General features: G+C 67.3%; 17 protein-coding genes and 1 pseudogene. 8 read left to right on the forward strand and 10 right to left on the reverse strand.

Annotated elements, in window-relative coordinates:
- Nucleotides 1-27: 27 nt before the first annotated feature.
- Nucleotides 28-543 (reverse strand): outer membrane beta-barrel protein, encoded by a 516-nt coding sequence (locus ACQ86G_RS06725; protein WP_431259869.1) that lies wholly within the window; start codon nucleotides 541-543, stop codon nucleotides 28-30.
- Nucleotides 544-738: 195 nt separating this feature from the next.
- On the opposite strand from ACQ86G_RS06725, the gene ACQ86G_RS06730 reads away from it, so the two are divergent.
- Nucleotides 739-1,566, forward strand: a complete 828-nt coding sequence (locus tag ACQ86G_RS06730; RefSeq protein WP_431259870.1) for a substrate-binding periplasmic protein — start codon at nucleotides 739-741, stop codon at nucleotides 1,564-1,566.
- Here the strand turns inward: ACQ86G_RS06730 and ACQ86G_RS06735 are convergent.
- The gene (locus tag ACQ86G_RS06735) at nucleotides 1,517-2,596 is read right to left on the reverse strand and encodes an NAD-dependent epimerase/dehydratase family protein (protein WP_431261351.1); all 1,080 of its coding nucleotides are present in this window, start codon (nucleotides 2,594-2,596) and stop codon (nucleotides 1,517-1,519) included. The two genes, ACQ86G_RS06730 and ACQ86G_RS06735, sit on opposite strands and share 50 nt — an antisense overlap.
- A 161-nt stretch (nucleotides 2,597-2,757) precedes the next feature.
- On the opposite strand from ACQ86G_RS06735, the gene ACQ86G_RS06740 reads away from it, so the two are divergent.
- Complete coding sequence (locus ACQ86G_RS06740) at nucleotides 2,758-3,777, forward strand: LysR family transcriptional regulator (protein WP_431259871.1); 1,020 nt, start codon at nucleotides 2,758-2,760, stop codon at nucleotides 3,775-3,777.
- Here the strand turns inward: ACQ86G_RS06740 and ACQ86G_RS06745 are convergent, their stop codons facing one another.
- The gene (locus ACQ86G_RS06745) at nucleotides 3,778-4,731 is read right to left on the reverse strand and encodes an MBL fold metallo-hydrolase (protein ID WP_431259872.1); all 954 of its coding nucleotides are present in this window, start codon (nucleotides 4,729-4,731) and stop codon (nucleotides 3,778-3,780) included.
- 379 nt (nucleotides 4,732-5,110) lie between these two features.
- On the opposite strand from ACQ86G_RS06745, the gene ACQ86G_RS06750 reads away from it, so the two are divergent.
- The 6 genes and pseudogenes from ACQ86G_RS06750 (at nucleotide 5,111) to ubiA (ending at nucleotide 10,749) form a co-directional block, all read left to right on the forward strand.
- Nucleotides 5,111-5,881 carry an ABC transporter ATP-binding protein gene (locus ACQ86G_RS06750; RefSeq protein ID WP_297530242.1) on the forward strand — a complete coding sequence of 257 codons (771 nt, stop codon included), beginning with the start codon at nucleotides 5,111-5,113 and terminating at the stop codon, nucleotides 5,879-5,881.
- Nucleotides 5,881-6,591 (forward strand): ABC transporter ATP-binding protein, encoded by a 711-nt coding sequence (locus ACQ86G_RS06755; RefSeq protein ID WP_088408002.1) that lies wholly within the window; start codon nucleotides 5,881-5,883, stop codon nucleotides 6,589-6,591. Before ACQ86G_RS06750 ends, ACQ86G_RS06755 begins: the two co-directional genes overlap by 1 nt.
- A gap of 128 nt (nucleotides 6,592-6,719) precedes the next feature.
- Nucleotides 6,720-7,928, forward strand: coding sequence for an ABC transporter substrate-binding protein (locus tag ACQ86G_RS06760; RefSeq protein ID WP_431259873.1), 1,209 nt, complete (start codon nucleotides 6,720-6,722; stop codon nucleotides 7,926-7,928).
- A gap of 20 nt (nucleotides 7,929-7,948) precedes the next feature.
- Nucleotides 7,949-8,836, forward strand: a complete 888-nt coding sequence (locus ACQ86G_RS06765) for a branched-chain amino acid ABC transporter permease (RefSeq protein ID WP_431259874.1) — start codon at nucleotides 7,949-7,951, stop codon at nucleotides 8,834-8,836.
- Nucleotides 8,833-9,806 (forward strand): annotated as a pseudogene (locus ACQ86G_RS06770) (branched-chain amino acid ABC transporter permease). Before ACQ86G_RS06765 ends, ACQ86G_RS06770 begins: the two are co-directional and overlap by 4 nt.
- Before the next feature lie 25 nt (nucleotides 9,807-9,831).
- On the forward strand, nucleotides 9,832-10,749 hold the full coding sequence (gene ubiA / locus ACQ86G_RS06775) for a 4-hydroxybenzoate octaprenyltransferase (RefSeq protein ID WP_431259875.1): 918 nt from the start codon (nucleotides 9,832-9,834) through the stop codon (nucleotides 10,747-10,749).
- A 34-nt stretch (nucleotides 10,750-10,783) separates the two neighbouring features.
- Here ubiA and ACQ86G_RS06780 read toward each other — a convergent pair whose 3' ends face one another.
- The 7 genes from ACQ86G_RS06780 to ACQ86G_RS06810 all read right to left on the reverse strand — a co-directional run bounded on the left by ACQ86G_RS06780 (nucleotide 10,784) and on the right by ACQ86G_RS06810 (nucleotide 17,836).
- A complete protein-coding gene (locus tag ACQ86G_RS06780; protein ID WP_431259876.1) occupies nucleotides 10,784-10,903 on the reverse strand; it encodes a DUF6119 family protein in 120 nt (39 codons plus the stop codon).
- Between the two features lie 23 nt (nucleotides 10,904-10,926).
- On the reverse strand, nucleotides 10,927-12,390 hold the full coding sequence (locus ACQ86G_RS06785; RefSeq protein WP_431259877.1) for a DUF6119 family protein: 1,464 nt from the start codon (nucleotides 12,388-12,390) through the stop codon (nucleotides 10,927-10,929).
- Between the two features lie 552 nt (nucleotides 12,391-12,942).
- Nucleotides 12,943-13,557 carry a DUF4337 domain-containing protein gene (locus ACQ86G_RS06790; protein ID WP_431259878.1) on the reverse strand — a complete coding sequence of 205 codons (615 nt, stop codon included), beginning with the start codon at nucleotides 13,555-13,557 and terminating at the stop codon, nucleotides 12,943-12,945.
- A 152-nt stretch (nucleotides 13,558-13,709) separates the two neighbouring features.
- The gene (locus ACQ86G_RS06795; protein WP_431259879.1) at nucleotides 13,710-14,885 is read right to left on the reverse strand and encodes an HPP family protein; all 1,176 of its coding nucleotides are present in this window, start codon (nucleotides 14,883-14,885) and stop codon (nucleotides 13,710-13,712) included.
- Entirely contained in the window at nucleotides 14,885-15,445 is a 561-nt protein-coding gene (locus ACQ86G_RS06800; RefSeq protein ID WP_431259880.1) for a chorismate--pyruvate lyase family protein, read from the reverse strand. The genes ACQ86G_RS06795 and ACQ86G_RS06800 overlap by 1 nt, the downstream gene beginning before the upstream one ends.
- A 62-nt stretch (nucleotides 15,446-15,507) precedes the next feature.
- Entirely contained in the window at nucleotides 15,508-16,323 is an 816-nt protein-coding gene (proC, locus tag ACQ86G_RS06805) for a pyrroline-5-carboxylate reductase (RefSeq protein ID WP_431259881.1), read from the reverse strand.
- Nucleotides 16,324-16,396: 73 nt separating this feature from the next.
- Nucleotides 16,397-17,836 (reverse strand): PLP-dependent aminotransferase family protein, encoded by a 1,440-nt coding sequence (locus tag ACQ86G_RS06810; RefSeq protein ID WP_431259882.1) that lies wholly within the window; start codon nucleotides 17,834-17,836, stop codon nucleotides 16,397-16,399.
- Nucleotides 17,837-17,859: the final 23 nt, after the last annotated feature.

The following is a 17,859-nucleotide window of genomic DNA, read 5'->3' on the forward strand; positions in this document are numbered from 1 at the left end:
TCCAGCGCCGTGCGCGGGCAGCCCGGATCAGTAGCCGAGCTGCCAGCTGACCAGCCACAGGCCGGCATCGATGCCGGAGTAGCGCTCGTAGCCGGCGGTGAGCGCGACGCGGCGGCCCAGCTCCAGGGCCGCGCCCACGCCGGCGGTCACGCTGGTCTTTTCGGCCGCATGGCCGCCGTCGTCGCGGGACATCCTGGTCTGGCCGACGCCGACCCGGCCGTTCAGGCTGAACATCTGGGCCACGGGATAGCGATAGACCGCGGCAACGCCGGAATGCGTGTCGGGGTAGGCGAAATCGCGGCGCGGTCCCGACAGCCGGAACGAGAGACTGCGTGTGTAGATCTCGGCACCGACGTTCGCGTTGAAGCGATAGCCGAACGAATAACCGACGGACAGCTGGTTGCCGTCGCGCCGGTAGGCCTCCTGACTGCCGTCGACACCGCCGACGCCCACGGACGCATAGATCAGCGAGTCGTCGGCCGCCTGCGCGGCGCCGGCCGCCATCGCCACCACGGCGATCAACCCGCTCCAGAACTTCTTCATTTCTTCTCCCTGTGCTCGTGACGCCCCGGGTGTGTCCCTGGGCGGGGACGCAGGATAACGGCCGGGGTCAGGTCTTTCAGGCGTCGGCCCTCTTTGGAGGGAAAGGGCTTTCCCCGCTCTGGATGCCGTGACCTTGTTGGCGTTATGCGACGACAGCGCTGCCGGTCTGTCATGACGCCTTCCTACACTGCCACGATGCCCCACGAGATCCAGCCCCTGCCGGAGCGCCGTCTGTGCTGCCTCCTGCTGGCGGCGGGTCTGCTGCCGGGCGCGCTGCCCGCGGCGCTGGCCACGCCGGCGCGTCCGCGGGCCCTCCCGGGCACGGCGGCCGGACCGGCCGCACCGGCCGAGCTGGTCGCCTTCACCGAGAACCTGCCCCCGCTGAACTACGCCGAGGGCAACGAGGCGCGCGGCTTCAGCACCGAGCTCCTGACGCTGATGGCGTCCGAGGCCGGCCTGCCGCTGCGCGTCCAGGTCCTCCCCTGGCAGCGGTCGATGCAGGAGGCGGCGCGGCGCACGGACAGCGTGCTGTTCTCGCTGACGCGGACGCCGGAGCGCGAGACCCAGTACCGCTGGATCGGACCCATCAGTCCGCGGCGCATCCTCGTCTACCGGCTGAACCACCGCGCCGATGTCCGCCCCGCGAGCCTGAAGCAGCTCAACGGCCTGCGCCTGGGCGTGACCCGTGATTCGGCCGCGGCGCGGCAATTGATCGCGGACGGCTTGCGCCCCGATGTCGAGCTGGAACTCGCCGTCGACGACGCCACCAACCTGCGCAAGCTGCTGGCCCGCCGCATGGACCTGATCGTCATGCTGGACTGGGCGGCTGCCTGGCATCTGCGCGAGTTGAAGCTGCCCTATTCGACCCTGACGCCGGTGTTGCCGATGGACGTCGACAAGTCCTACTGGTACGGGATGCCGGCGGACAGCGATCCAGCGCTGGCGCGGCGACTGCAGGCCGCGCTGGACCGCATCAGGCGGGACGGGCGCTACGAGCGCCTGCGGCAGCACTACTTCGATTGAAGGGCGCCGCCCCGGGCACGTCGACCGACCCTGCGGCCGGCGCGGCGGGCAGGCAACCCAGTGCTTCCAGCGTGCGCTCGATCGCCATGTCGAGCGGCGTGTGCGGCACGCCCCCGTCGGCCGCCAGTTCGGCCGCCAGGCGCGCCTCGCCCATGCGCAGCGGCTCGCGCCACAGGTAGCGCATCTCGGCCAGTTCACGGAACAGGGGCACGACCGGCTGAGCCAGCCGCACCGCCCACCACGGGAAGCGCGTGATCCGCGCCTGCGTGCCGGTGCGGCGCTGCACGACACGGCGGATCGCCTCCGCCATCTGACGGCCGTCGGCGTCCCAATGACCGGCGAAGTGGAACCGCGCGAAGGCGGGCAGCCTGTCGCAACGCTCGATCAACGCGGCCATCGCGGTCGCGACATCCGGCAGATAGGCCCATTGGTGACCGACACCGTCCGTGCCCGCCTGCTGGATCCGCGTCACGGGCTTGCCCGGTGTCACGAGCCCCTGCGAGAACCAGCTGTTCACCGCGCCCGGGCCGAAGAAGTCCCCGGCGCGCAGGATGACGGCACGGAAGTCGCCGCGCTCGGCGCCCTCCTGGAGGCGGCGCTCCATCTCGACGCGGATCGCGCCCTTGCGCGTCACGGGACGCTGCGGCGAGTCCTCGGCCGGATGCGGCATCGCGTCGGGTCCGAAGTTGTAGACGGTGCCGGGCAGCACGATGGTCGCACCCCGCGCCGACGCGGCGGCGATCGTGTTGTCCAGCATCGGCAGCACCAGTTCACTCCAGCGGCGGTAGCCGGGAGGATTCACTGCATGGACGATCACGCTGCAGCCCTGGGCGGCGCGCTGCACGTCCTGGGCGTCGAGCGCATCGCCGCGCAACCACTCCAGGCCGTCGCGGTGCTCCGACTCGGTGGCCAGTCCGCGCTTGAGCGCCCGCACCGTCCAGCCCGCGTCGCGCAGCGCGCGGGCGACCGCGCCACCGATGCCGCCGCTCGCGCCCAGCACCAGCGCGGTCCGCCGCGCCACCGCCGTCATCGCGGCCAGTACACCGATCGCATCCATCGAGGTCATCGCATCCATCGTCAGCTCCTGCTGGACCGCCGGGGTCCTGTTGGGTGAAGGCATGGGACGGATTCTGGAAAAGGGCGGCTTTCCTGAAAATTACCGAGCGTCGATGAGCGGCTATACATTTCTGCATGGCTTCGACCCACTCGCCGCGACCGGCGCATCCCCTTTCCCCGGCGGACCCCGCCGGCAGCGCCAACAGTCCCACCAGGCCCACCAGCGCGACGAGTGCCTCCAGCGCCGGCATCGCCTGGGAGTGGTATCGCTCCTTCCTGGGGGTACTGCGGGAGGGCTCGCTGTCAGGGGCTGCGCGGGCGCTGGACCTCACGCAGCCGACAGTCGGCCGGCACGTGGCGGCGCTGGAAGCGCAGGTGGGGCAATCGCTCTTCGTGCGGACGCCCGCCGGTCTGCTGCCGACGGAGGCGGCGCTGGCGCTGCGGCCTTATGCCGAGGCGATGGACAGCACGGCGGCCGCGCTGGAGCGCACCGCGCGCAGTCATGGCGACGGCGTCCGCGGCATCGTGCGCGTGACCGCGAGCGAAGTCATCGGCGTGGAGGTGCTGCCGCCATTGATCGCCGAGCTGCGCGAGCGCCATCCGGCCTTGATCGTCGAGCTGGTGCTGAGCAACCGCGTGCAGGATCTGCTGCGACGCGAGGCCGACATCGCGATCCGAATGACGCCACCGAAGCAGGAGCAACTGATCGCGCGACGCGTCGGCGTGATCGAGGTCGGCCTGCATGCGCACGAGCGCTACCTGGCGGCGCGCGGCACGCCGGATTCGATGAAGGCGCTGGTCGCGGACGGCCATGCGCTGATCGGCTACGACCAGCCGGCGCCCTATGTGCGCGAGCTGGCGCGACGCTATCCGGTGATGGTGCCCGAGCACTTCGCGCTGCGCACCGACAGCGACCTCGCCCACCTCGCCCTGGTCCGCGCGGGAGCGGGATTGGGGCTGTGCCAGGTCGCGCTGGCCAAGCGCGATCCGGCGCTGCGCCGCGTGCTCGCGGACGACCTCCGCATCCCTCTGGAGACGTGGATCACCATGCATGAGGACCTGAGGGACAGCCCGCGATGCCGGGCGGTGTTCGATGCGCTGGTCGCCGGCCTCGAACGTCATGTCGAGGCCGGTGGCTCCGCCCGCCTCAGCTGATCACGGCTTGATGCTGTAGTTCGCCGGCACCCAGCGGTAGCCCTTCCCGTCTGCGGCCACGTGGCCGAGGCCGGGGAAGGACACGTGGGCGATCGCGACCCAGTAGCCGTTCTTCGCCGCATCCGCATAGGCCTTCTGGCGCTGCGGCATCGCCTGCTTCGAGTCGCTGTCGAAGTTGATCGTGACCGACGGATCCGGGAACTGCACCGCCGCGACGTGCATCAGGTCCCCCCACACCGCCAGCTTCTGGCCCTGGCTCTCGACCATGTAGACCGTGTGCCCCGGCGTGTGGCCGTAGGCCGCATGCGTGCGGATGCCCGGCACCAGCTCGGTCTCGCCGCTGAACGGCTTGAGGCGGCCGGCGTCCTGGTACGGCTTCAGCGCCGCGATCGCCGCGCCGAAGAAGTCCTTGTGGCCCGGCGCCGCCTTCGAGGCGTTCGCCGCGTTCAGCCAGTAGTCGGCGTCGTGCTGGTCCATCCGGACCACCGCGTTCGGGAACACCGCCTGGCCATCCTTCGTGAGGCCCGCGGCATGGTCCGGATGCAGGTGGGTGATGTAGACCTCGTCGACCTGCTCCGGCTGGTAGCCGGCCGCCTTCAGGTTGGCGAGCAGCTTGCCCGTCGTCGGGCCGAACACGCCGTTGGCGCCCGTGTCGATCAGCACCAGCTTGGTGCCGGTGTTGATCAGGTAGCCGTTGATCGAGGTCTCGACCGGCGGCTTCAGGTAGTTCTTGCTCAAGGCCTTCACCACCGTGCCGGGCTTGGCCTTGTCCATCAGCTGGTCGACCGGCAGATCGATCGTGCCGTCGCTCAGCGCAGTGATCTCGAAGTCGCCCAGCATCAGCCGGTAGTAGCCCGGCGCCTGCGTCTTCACCTGCGGCGCGGCGGCCTGGACGCCCGCGGCGGCGAGTGCGATCGCGAGGCCGAGCGCGGCGAATTTTCCGGAACGGATCATGGGGAACCTCCTGTGCATGGGATGCATGTGTTCGAGCAGGCGCGCAGCATAGCCACGCGGCGGTCCCGCCACCCTCCCCATTCGGAAGAAGCATCGTTCTCCCGCAGGAGATTCCGGTGACATGCGCTCGTGAAGGCGGCGTTGTGGCATGTCCTGGCCCTTTCGAGCAGGCACCGCGCCGGGGGTCCGCGTCAGCCTCGTGAAAGACAGCGGCGGCGTCATGTGGAACCACCGCGCCACCCCGGCTACAAAGGCCCGAGGGTTAGCCCTTGCGCAATGCTGCGTAAAGGGTTTTACGCTGTCGAGGGGCCCCGCCAGGGCCCTAAATTCCTGGCTCCACTACAGAGGCACCGGACCACCGGCGCCCACCCTTGCGCCGATGAGCAACCTCATCCTGGAGACACGCAAACTGACCAAGGAGTTCAAGGGCTTCACCGCCGTGGACTCGGTCGACCTGCAAGTGCAGCGCGGGCATATCCACGCGCTGATCGGCCCCAACGGCGCCGGCAAGACCACCTGCTTCAACCTGCTCACCAAGTTCCTGATCCCGACCCGCGGGCAGATCCTCTTCAACGGTCACGACATCACCGGCGAGAAGCCCGCGCAGATCGCGCGCCGCGGCGTGATCCGCTCGTTCCAGATCAGCGCGGTGTTCCCGCACCTGACGGTGCTGGAGAACGTCCGCATCGGCCTGCAGCGTTTCACCGGCACGAGCTACCACTTCTGGAAGGGCCTGGGCGGCCTGTCGAAGCTGGACGGCCGCGCGCTCGAGCTGCTGGAACTCGTCGACCTGCGCGACATGGCCGCGCTGCGCGCCGCCGACCTGCCCTACGGCCGCAAGCGCGCGCTGGAGATCGCCACGACGATGGCGATGGAGCCCGAACTGATGCTGCTGGACGAGCCGACGCAGGGCATGGGCCACGAGGACGTGGACCGCGTCACCGCGCTGATCAAGCGCGTCGCCGAAGGACGCACCGTGCTGATGGTGGAACACAACATGAAGGTGATCAGCAGCATCGCCGACCGCATCACCGTGCTGGCCCGCGGCGCCGTGCTGGCCGAGGGCGACTACGCCACCGTGTCCCGCCATCCGAAGGTGCTGGAGGCCTACATGGGCTCCGAGGCCACCGAGCTGCAAGGGGCGCATTGATGGCCTACGCGCTCGAGATCAAGGGACTGCAAGCCTGGTACGGCGAGAGCCACATCCTGCACGGCATCGACCTGGCGATCCCGCAGGGTCAGGTCTTGACGCTGCTGGGCCGCAACGGTGCCGGCCGCACGACCACGCTGCGCGCCATCATGGGCCTGACCGACCGCCGCAGCGGCTCGATCAAGGTCCACGGACAGGAGAGCGTCACGCTGCCGACGCATCGCATCGCGCGCCTCGGCCTGGGCTACTGCCCGGAGGAGCGCGGCATCTTCGCCTCGCTCAGCACCGAGGAGAACCTGCGGCTGCCGCCGGTGTTCAAGAGCGGCCGCGGCAAGGTCATGTCCGAGGACGAGATCTACGCGATGTTCCCCAACCTCTCCGAGCGCCGTCACAGCCCGGGCACGCGGCTGTCCGGCGGCGAGCAGCAGATGCTGGCCGTGGCCCGCATCCTGCGCACCGGCGCGGACATCCTGCTGCTGGACGAGATCTCCGAGGGCCTGGCCCCGGTCATCGTCCAGGCGCTGGCCCGCATGATCACCGCGCTGAAGGCGCAGGGCTTCACCATCGTGATGGTGGAACAGAACTTCCGGTTCGCCGCGCCGCTGGCGGATCATTTCGTCGTGATGGAACACGGCCAGGTGGTCGAGTCCTTCAGCGCCGCGCAGCTCGACAGCAAGCGCGCGCTGCTCGACGAGCTGCTGAGCGTGTGACGCACGCACGCCGCCTCCGTCACGCACGAACCCGACATCCGGCTTGCCGAGAGCGACACCGACATTCCGAGCTTCGAGTCTGAAACCCGCATGGGCCCGCTGAGGCCGTTAGAACAAGGAGACAAGCGATGAAGACGACCCTCAAAACCGTTGCCCTGGCCTCGGTGCTGGCCTGCGGCAGCCTGAGCGCGCAGGCGCAGATTTCCGGCGACACGATCAAGATCGGCATCATCACGGACATGTCGAGCGTCTACGCCGACATCGACGGCGCCGGCGGCGTGGAGGCCATCCGCATGGCCATCGCCGACGCGAAGGGCCAGGTCGCCGGCAAGAAGATCGAACTGGTCTTCGCCGACCACCAGAACAAGGCCGACGTCGCCGCCTCCAAGGCGCGCGAGTGGTTCGACACGCAAGGCCTGGACCTGCTGATCGGCGGCACCAACTCCGGCACCAGCCTGGCGATGGCCAAGGTCGCGGCGGAGAAGAAGAAGCCCTTCATCTCGATCGGCGCCGGCACCTCGCGCCTGACCAACGAGGAGTGCACGCCCTACACCATCCACTACGCCTACGACACGGTGGCCCTGGCCAACGGCACCGGCGCGGCGGTGACCAAGTCGGGCGGCAAGACCTGGTACTTCCTGACGGCGGACTACGCCTTCGGCACCTCGCTGCAGGCCGACACCTCGGCGGTGGTGGCCAAGTCCGGCGGCCAGGTGCTGGGCGCGGTGAAGCACCCGCTGAACGCGAGCGACTTCTCCTCCTTCCTGCTGCAGGCGCAGAGCTCCAAGGCGCAGATCCTGGGCCTGGCCAACGCGGGCGGCGACACCATCAACGCGGTGAAGGCGGCCAACGAGTTCGGCATCACCAAGACGATGAAGCTGGCCGGCCTGCTGATGTTCATCAACGACGTGCACTCGCTGGGCCTGAAGACCACCGAAGGCATGTACCTGACCGACAGCTGGTACTGGAACCAGAGCCCCGAGGCACGCGCCTGGGCGCGCCGATTCTTCGAGAAGATGAAGCGCATGCCCTCGTCGCTGCAGGCGGCGGACTACTCCGCGGTGACGCATTACCTGAAGGCGGTCGAGGCGATCAAGTCCGACGACGGTGACAAGGTCGTCGCGCAGATGAAGGCCACGCCGGTCAACGACTTCTACACCAAGGCCACGATCCGCAAGGAGGACGGCCGCGCGGTGCACGACATGTTCCTGCTGCAGGTGAAGTCGCAGAAGGAGTCCACCGAGCCGTGGGACTACTTCAAGGTCGTGACCCGCATCGCGGGCGACGACGCGTTCACCAAGCTGGCCGACTCGAAGTGCCCGCTGGTCAAGAAGTGAGCTGAGGCCGGAGACACCGCATGACCGACTTCTTTGGCGTCCCGTTGCCGGCGCTGCTGGGCCAGCTCCTGCTGGGGCTGGTGAACGGGTCCTTCTACGCGATGCTGTCGCTCGGGCTTGCGGTGATCTTCGGCATGCTGAACATCATCAACTTCGCCCACGGCGCGCTCTACATGATGGGCGCGTTCCTGGCGTGGATGGGGCTGGAGTACTTCGGCATCAACTACTGGGCGATGCTGCTGATCGCGCCGCTGATCGTGGGCGTGTTCGGGCTGGTGATCGAGCGATTGCTGCTGCAGTGGCTCTACAAGCTGGACCACCTCTACGGCCTGCTGCTGACCTTCGGGCTGACGCTGGTGATCGAGGGCGTGTTCCGCTCCTTCTTCGGCGTCGGCGGGCAGCCGTACGCGGCGCCGGAGGCGCTGTCGGGCGCGACCAACCTGGGCTTCATGATCCTGCCGAACTACCGCGCCTGGGTGGTGGCGGCCTCGCTGGTGGTGTGCCTGGGCGTGTGGGTGCTGATCGAGAAGACCTCGCTGGGCGCGACGCTGCGCGCCGGCACCGAGAACCCGAAGCTGGTGCAGGCCTTCGGTGTCAACGTGCCGCGGCTGGTGTCGCTGACCTACGCCGGCGGCGTGGCGCTGGCCGGCTTCGCCGGCGTGCTCGCGGCGCCGATCCTGCAGGTGAATGCGCTGATGGGCTCCAACCTGATCATCGTGGTCTTCGCGGTGGTGGTGATCGGCGGCATGGGCTCGATCCTGGGATCGATCCTGACCGGCCTGGGGCTGGGCGTCGTCGAAGGCCTGACCAAGGTCTTCTATCCGGAGGCGTCCAACACGGTGGTGTTCGTCGTCATGGCCCTGGTCCTGCTGGTGCGTCCCGCCGGCCTGTTCGGCAAAGAGAAATGAACAAGAAACCGCTGGGCTACGTGGCCCTGTTCATCGCCATCGCGCTGCTGCCCTTCCTGGGCGTGTATCCGATCTTCGCGATGAAGGTGATGTGCTACGCGCTGTTCGCATGCGCCTTCAACCTGCTGATCGGCTTCACGGGGCTGCTGAGCTTCGGCCATGCGGCCTTCCTCGGCGCCGCGGCCTATGCCGCCGGGCATGCGATGACGGTCTGGGGCTTCCCCCGCTGGTGGGCATCGCCTTCGGCACGCTGATGGCGGCGGTCGCGGGGCTGGTGTTCGGGCTGCTGGCGATCCGGCGCTCGGGCATCTACTTCTCGATGATCACGCTGGCGCTGGCGCAGATGCTGTTCTTCTACTTCCTGCAGGCGCCGTTCACCGGCGGGGAAGACGGCCTGCAGTCGGTGCCGCGCGGCAGCCTGCTGGGCATCAACCTGGAGAGCGACAGCGCGCTGTACTACCTGGTGCTGGCGATCTTCATCTTCGGCTTCTGGCTGATCTACCGGACGGTGCATTCGCCGTTCGGGCAGGTGCTGACCTCGATCCGCGAGAACGAGGCGCGGGCGACCTCGCTGGGCTACGACGCGGCGCGGTTCAAGCTGATGGCCTTCGTGCTGTCGGCGGCGCTGGCCGGGCTGGCGGGCGCGACCAAGACGCTGGTGCTGGGCTTCGCGACGCTGACCGACGCGATCTGGACGACGTCCGGCCTGGTGATCCTGATGACGCTGGTGGGCGGCATGGGGACGATGGTGGGGCCGATCGTCGGAGCGCTGGTGATCATCGCCCTCGAGAACAAGATCGGCGACCTGGGCCAGTGGCTGGCCGAGCTGACCGGCATCCAGTGGTTCGCCGGGCTGGGCGAATCGGTCAGCCTGGTCACCGGGCTGATCTTCATCGTCTGCGTGCTGGCGTTCCGGCGCGGGTTGGTCGGCGAGGCGGGCGCGCTGTGGGAGCGGGTCCGGAAGACTTGAACCTCACGGCGCGACAATGCGGGCCATGACTTCCGCAGCCCCCGCTCCCGCCGCGCCGTCGCGTCTGTCGCTGTACCTGAACCTGATCCGCTGGGACCGTCCCGCCGGCACCTACCTGCTGCTGTGGCCGACACTGGCCGCGCTGTGGATGGCCGCCGACGGTTGGCCCGGGTGGCACCTGCTGCTGGTCTTCACCCTCGGCACCTTCCTGATGCGCAGCGCGGGCTGCGCGGTCAACGACGTCGCCGACCGCGACTTCGACAAGCACGTCAAGCGCACCGCCCAGCGGCCGGTGACCTCCGGGCTGATCTCCGTGAAGCAGGCGCTCGTGCTCGGCGCCGTCCTGGCGCTGGTGGCCTTCGCGCTCGTGCTGACGACCAACCCGCCGACCATCCTGCTGTCGTTCGCCGCGCTCGCGGTGACCATCCTCTACCCGTTCACCAAGCGCTGGGTCTCGATGCCGCAGGCGGTGCTCGGCGTGGCGTTCTCGTTCGGGATCCCGATGGCGTTCTCCGCGGCGCTCGGCGGCCGCGAATGGAGCCTGCAGGCGATCTCCGCCTCGGTCCCGCTGGCCGCCTGGGGGCTGCTGGTCGCCAACCTGTTCTGGGTGCTCGCCTACGACACCGAGTACGCGATGGTCGACCGCGACGACGACATCCGCATCGGCATCAAGACCTCGGCGCTCACCCTGGGCCGCTTCGACGTCATCGGCGTGATGGCGTTCTACGTCGCGTTCCTCGCGCTGTGGGCCACGCTGGGACTGCGGCTGGGCATGGGGCACTGGTTCCTGGGCGGTCTCGCGGTCGCGGCGGCACAGGTGGTCTGGCACTACACGCTGATCAAGGACCGCAGCCGGGACGGCTGCTTCAGGGCCTTCCGCGAGAACCACTGGGTCGGCTTCGCGATCTTCGCGGGGACGGTGGCGGATCTGATGTTGCGCTGAGACGGTCGTGCAGAACTCCAGGGTTCAAACTCACCTACGTGACCTTAGGGATTTTTTCAGCTCCTGCCACAGAGACTTTGAATCCCCTTTGTGAAAGATTTTCGTAGGCCCTAACGAGATTCACTTTGCTGAAGAATGGAAGATCATTCTTCACTTGGTCGCTCCGCTCGCCCAAAATCAGGAAAACGACCTCAAAATCAGAGCTTTTGATCTCCAGGGGAGTAGATCACGAGCTGCCGCCGAAATCTTGTTTAGTTCAGTTCTTGCCTTCTTTCGGAACGCTCGATCACCTACGGTAACCTCTGCAGACACTGTGCCTTGTGCAAATAAGTGGCTTAATCCAGCCGACCCGCCCTTTCTATGTTTGGCATGAATAAACTGCCTTTTGGGCGTAAGCAAATCGCAAAGTTCGATTGACGTTGTTGTTCGGTTTGTCTTGATGAGTTTTTTGTCGAGAAGATGAAAGCTTTCAGACTTTGCAACTCTTTCGTTGTAATCTCCTTCCGATTCAATTTTTGCGCTTCCTGCATCGTCCCAAACAAAGACTCCGGGGAAATCAATATCCGAAATATCGATGTCATCTAGTGACTCGTTGATTCGAGATGAAAAATCTCGATTAACCTTGTACCACTTCCCGTCAAACAGCAGTCGAACTCCATCAGCCTCCACAATCTCAAAATATACACATCTATAAACGGGAAACGAGATATCGTGATTTGCACCAGCGCGAGAAACGAACACCTTGTCGGAATTCAAACGGTCGATAGAAACTTCGCCAAGCGTGTCGAAATATCTTTCAGCTTCGACCGTAGGTTGTATGTCGTTCTTTGCACGCGTGAAGCTGAAGCCGTCCACCTCATCCCACGAGATAACTTCAGGGACAGTAATAATAATATCCTTGCTGCGAGCGGCAATTGCTTTGCAAAGTAATTCGTCGAGGCGGCTAATTTCCCCTTCGTCCTTAACTCGCTGAACATTATCTACCCAAGCGAAGTTTTCCTTGTAAGTCGATTCTCTATAATATTGTTGTATGCGATCGCACAGTGCCGCCAGAAGGTTACTGGGCACATTCACTGAACAGGAGAACATGGCATCTCCGCCAGTGATCTGAAAAAGACTTACGCCCTTCTTTGCTTGCCCGGTTACGGCTCTAAGGATGTCTCGAAGGATATCAATACCGAAAACTCCAACCTCAGCATCGCGAGGTGCTTGTGCTTTCTTCTGAACCGGCTGTTCTTCGAGAGTGTGTAAATCGACGCTTCTAAGAGTCCGATGATCAAGTGTATTTAACGCCGTTTTTATACCAAAGTCTTGCACGCACCTTGTTTGGTCAAGCAGATACCTACCGTATCCAAATACTAACGCGTAGACACCTGCATCACCCTTGAGAAACAAAACTGCAGAACTGGATCGATTACCAAGATTTTCAATCTTCTTTCCGACAACAGAGTCAAGGGTATCGGCCCAATTTGGACGTCTTTCGATTGAATTCTTCACGAATAGCTGTCCGACAATTCCTGACTCTTCTACAAGCGGAAACTCCGAAACATCCGCTTGATCCGAAATATGTTGTGAGAACGGCTCAGCGCTGAATGATTCTTTTATTAGAAAGAGATTGAGGTGTCGAAAATCCTTGGCCATGTTTCTCTCCTCCGATGAATATCTGGTTTTGACGCCTGTCCCTAAGGAACAACGGAATCCGCAGGCGAAACACGACACGGAAGTGAAGAGCTCAGGGAAGGTCCTACCAAGGAGATGCTGTATTCGCACCCTCCTGCACGAACGCCGTTCGCCGGCACGTAGCCAGCTTCACGATGCGCTGCGGCGGAGCACCCTCGTCTCACGACGCGAAAAGCCGCTCGTCTACACGTCCGATGATCCGTTCACAACTTGCGGAGCTAATTCCAGCTCCCGGCATCCCATCGGCACGCCAGTCAGCTGCGAACGTAAGGTTCAGCGCCACTTGCGCGGTCACGGAGAAGGGAGGCACGGACGAGCATCCGTTGCTGTTCAGGATGGGATGAATTAACCGTTCGATCGAGGCATCGAACATAGCCGGCGACGGCTTGCTTGGCGCGCCGCGTCCGTCCTAGTCTTCCTTAGACAGGTACGCCCGACTGGTCCGAAACTACTTGCGGCGCAAGTGCGGAATCACATGGCGAGGGAAGCGGCCATTGCGCTGAGCGGCCCGCCTCAGGAAAGCCACTGCACGATCACGTCCGGATGCAGCGGCCAGCCGCCCAGGCCCGCGAACCCCATCAGCACGCCGAAGACCGTCGGCACCATCGCCGCCGCGTACAGCCACCACAGCTGCGTCAGCGCGGTCACCGCCAGCATCGCGATCGCGATGGCCAGCAAGGCGTCCGACAGGTCGAACTGGTCGTCCCGGTAGTTGAGCGCGTCGTAGCGCTGCTGATCGGCTTCGGCCTGCTTGCGGAGCTCATCCTTCTTGGCGGTCTGGTCCGCGGCGAGCGTCTCGTAATGCGCGATCGCCTCCCGGTAGCCGTCGGCGGCCAACGCCGACGCGCCGATCGCCTGCAGCTTCAATTGCGTCAGCGCGGCCTTGGCGACCTCCTCCCGCGCATTGCGCGCCTGGTAGAAGGACCAGTGGTCGATCTTGTCGGCCTGCGCCTGCTGCATGCCCTGGCCGATGTTGTCGTCCTTGATCTTGCAGATGCCCATGAAGGTCGCCAGCAGCGCGACGGTGAGCGCGACCGCCACGTTCAGCCGCGACTGCGGCGGCGCGACTTCCGACCGCTCATTGGCCTGGCGGGCGGTTTCGATCAGTTCGTCGGGGTCGATGTCCATCGGCGGCGCGGTGTTCAGGCAAGGGCCGCGGCAGCATAACGAGCGAAGCTGAGCGGGACCTGTACGCCCGCTTAGCCGCGGCTTAGGTGCGGCTCAGGCACGGCTCACGCACCGCCTGGGCGCCGTTGACCGCGCAACCGCGGCGCGGTCGCTCAGAGCCGGTCCACGCGCGCCAGGGCCGCCACCAGATCCGACTGCGTCAGGATGCCGACCAGCCGCGCCTCGTCGCCGACGATGGGAATGTGGTGGTGGCCGGTCGCCGCGAACAGCGGCACCAGCTCCGCCAGCGGCCGATCCGCGCTGGCGACACGCACCTGCCGGCTCATGATCTGCCCGACCACCTCCGGCTTGTCGCTGTGCGTGGTCGGCGTCGGTCGGATCAGGTGGCGCAGCCGCGTCGCCCAGTCGTCGTGCACGTCCAGCGAGGCGCCGCGCATGAAGTCCGCCAGTGTCACGATGCCGACGACGCGCCGCGCCCGGTCCACCACCGGCAGCGCCTTGATGTGATGCGTGCGCATCAGCGACCAGGCTTCCTGCAGCGGCGTGCCCCACGCCACCGACTTCACATCGCGCGACATCACGTCGGCGCAACGCAGCGTCGACATCCGGCGCCGTGCGGCCAGCAGGGCGGCCTCGTCGACGATGGCCTGCAGGTCGTCCCGCGGGATGTCCAGCACCTGGTTGTAGTGCGCCAGCACCGTGTCCAGATCGACACCGGTGAACGGCGGTGCGTCTCCCATCGCCCCGATCGCTCCGCCAGCCCCCTGAGTGGCGCCGCCCTGCGGCGGCGCGGCGGAGAGCGCCGTCTGCGGGTGCGGGTACTTGCGTCCGGTGACGCCGTTGTAGGCCATGCCCGCCAGGACCATCAGCACCGAGTTCAGCAGCACGGGATCGAGCGCGAAGTGCCAGTCGTGGACGCCGCTGAGCACCATCAGCAAGGCCGCGGCGCCGCCCGGCGGGTGCAGGCAGCGCAGCAGGAACATCAGGCCGATCGCGCCGCCGACGGCGATCGCCGCGGCCAGTTCCGGCGCGCCGCCGAACAGGTGCACGCACGCGATCCCGACCAGCGCCGAGGCCGTGTTGCCCATGATCACCGCCCAGGGCTGGGCCAGCGGACTCGCCGGCACGCCGAACACGAGGACCGCGCTCGCGCCCAGCGGCGCGATCAGCCACGGCACGCCCGGCATGTGGCGGGACAGCAGTTCCGTGAGCACGCCCGTCAGCAGCAGGCCAGCAATGACGCCAGCCACGACGCGCAAACGCTCGCGCGCGTCGACGCGCATCGGCGCCGGACGGAACGCCTGCAGCCAATGGCGGAACCGACTCATCACCGGCGTGGCCTCGACTTGCGTCTCAGCGGTCCGGGATCACGCAGTGCAACGTCGGGGACGAACATCTCCATCACCCGCAGCTGCTGGCCGTGCCGGGTGAAAACCGAGTTGCGCGACCACTGCATCTGGGCGGGCGCCTCGGTCCCGGTGGCCGCCAGCCATTGGCGCTGCATCTGGCGGTGCGTCGCTCCGTGCCGTGTCACGCGACGCGGCTGCAGCTCGCTGCGATGGATGCGAGGGTCGTCGTAGAGCAGATGGCCGAGCGGCCGGCTGCCCAGCCCTTTCAGCGCCTTCCACGGCCCCGCCACCGCGTGACCATGCACCGCGGACCGCGCCCACACCAGCGGTCGGCCGTCGACGCGCAGGATCACCTCACGCACCAGCGTCAGGCCGCGACGGGGCAGCCCCAGCGCGGCGCGCTCCTGTGGCCGCAGCGGCGCCGTCGTCTGGCGCAGCACCTGCACCTCGAAACGAAGGCCGGTCGCGGCCAGGCGCTTGCTCAGCGAGCCCGGCGCGCGCAGCCACGCGCGCAGGCCCCAGCGATCAGCGATCCCCATGGATGGAAGCGGTTCTCAGATATCGGTCAGTGGGCGGCCGGCGGCCTCGGGCGCGGTCACGCTCAGGCGCGGCCGAATTCGTCGCCCAGCTCGCCGGCGCGCCGATGCGCGGCCTTCACGGCGCGCTCGACCGCCTCGCCGACGCCGTCGGCCTGCAGGCTGGTGATCGCGGCATGCGTGGTGCCGCCCTTGGATGTCACCTTCTCGCGCAGCACGGTCGGCGAATCGCCCGATTGCAGCGCCAGCGCCGCAGCACCGCCACAGGTGGCCAGTGCGAGTTCGCGCGCCTTGGCCTCGTCCAGGCCCAGCGCGCGCGCGGCGGCGACCATGTGCTCGACGAGGAAGAAGAAGTAGGCCGGCCCCGAGCCCGAGAGCGCGGTGACCGTGTCGAGGTCGCCCTCGTCGTCGACCCACACCGTGCGGCCGGTCGGCTGCAGCAGCTGCTCGACCAGCACGCGATCGTCGGCCGTGACGGCGGCGCTGGCGCACAGGCCGGTGATGCCCTGCCCGATCAGCGCCGGCGTGTTGGGCATGCCGCGCACGACGCGCGATGCGCCGGCAGCGCGCGCGATCGCGTCGCTGCGCAGACCCGCCATCACCGACAGTTGCAGCGCGCCGCCGACATGCGACGCCACCGGTCCGGCGGCCTCCTGGAACAGCTGCGGCTTCACCGCCCAGACCACGGCGCGGGCGCGCGCCAACGAGGCGTCCGCCGCCGCGAGCGGGCGGATGCCGAAGTCGGCGGCGAGGCGCTCGCGCTGCGCCTCGAAGGGCTCGACCACCAGCAGGTCCTCGGCGGGGAAACCGGCCCGGCGCAGGCCGCCGACGATGGCGCTGGCCATGTTGCCTCCGCCGATGAATGCGATGCAGGAATTCATGCGCGGCAGTTTAGTCCCGCCCCGTGGGCGGGACGGACCCCGCGTGGGCGTTCAGCGCGCCATCGACGCCAGCTCAGCGCGCCCTCAACATCGATGCGCAGAGCTCACCCAGCGTCCCGATCGCACGGCGTTGGGCCTCATCCATCGGATTGCCGGCGTTGATGCGGATGAAGTTGTCGAAGCGCTCCGAGTTCGAGTACATCAGCCCCGGCCCCAGCCGGATGCCCTTCTCCAGCGCGGCGTCGAACAGCGTGAGCGAGGACAGCCCCTCGGGCAGCTCGACCCACAGGCTCGGCCCGCCGGGCGGCAGGCTGAGCCGCGTGCCCGCCGGCAGTTCGTCGGCGAGCGCCGCCACCATCTGCTCGCGCTGCGTCGCGAGCCTGGCCCGCAACGCGCGCAGGTGGCGCTCGATCTGGCCTCCGGCCAGGAACTCCGCCAGGATGGCCTGGCCGAGCATCTCGTTGGGCCGGCTCTGCGCGTACTTGAGGATCTCCACGCGCGGCTGCCAGCGGCCCGCCGCGATCCAGCCCACGCGCATGCCGGGCGCCAGCGTCTTGTGCAGCGACGAGCAGAAGATCACCCGCCCCGTCGTGTCCCAGGACTTGATCGCACGTTGCGGCGTCTCGCACAGCAGCGCATAGGTGTCGTCTTCCAGGAGGGCCAGGTCGCGCGCCTCGCAGACCGCCAGCAGCGCCTGCTTCGCGTCGTCCGGCATCACCGCGCCGAGCGGGTTCTGCAGGTTGGGCACGACGACCACCGCCTTGAGGCGCGGCTCGCGCGCCGCCGCCGCCTCGAAGGCCTCGACGGACAGCCCCGTGTGCGGACTCGTCGGGATCTCCAGCGCGCGCAGGCCCAGGCTCTCCAGCAGCTGGAGCAGGCCGTAGTAGGTCGGCGACTCGACGGCCACCGCATCGCCGGGCGTCGTCACGGCCCGCAGCGCGACGCCGAGCGCCTCGGTGCATCCGTGGGTGATGACGAGTTGCGATGGGTCGAGCTGGATCTGCGCATTCAGCGCCAGGCGCGACAGGCCCTGACGCAGCGCGAGCAGCCCTTGCGGATCGGGCTGGGTGCCGAGGATCTCCGGCCGACGGCGCAACAGCCGCTGGCCGTGCAGGGCCAAGGCGCGCGTCGGATACAGCGAGGCATGGGCGCAGGCGCCGGAGAGGTTGACCTCCGGCCTTGCATTGATGCCGCGGGTGAGGATCTCGGAGATGCGCTCGTGCACGCCGACGAAACGCGCCGGATCGGCCTGCGTCTGGCGGGGCTCGGCCGCACGCGCGAGCCGGTTCGGGCGCGGCGGCCGCACGAAGTAGCCGGCGCGTTGACGCGCCTGGAGCAGCCCCTGGCTTTCGAGCAGCCGGCAGGCCTGCAGCGCGGTGCTCAGGCTCACGCGATGCAGCCCCATCAGCGTGCGGACCGACGGCATCCGGCTTCCCGGCGGCATCGTGCCGGCCGCGATGGCCTGGCGGTAGTGCGCAGCGACCTGCGCGTACAGAGGGTCCGAAGCGTCCATGCCGGCGATTCTGCGCTCGCGCC

This window comes from Roseateles chitinivorans (genome assembly GCF_050632145.1).
Classification (GTDB): domain Bacteria; phylum Pseudomonadota; class Gammaproteobacteria; order Burkholderiales; family Burkholderiaceae_C; genus Roseateles; species Roseateles chitinivorans_B.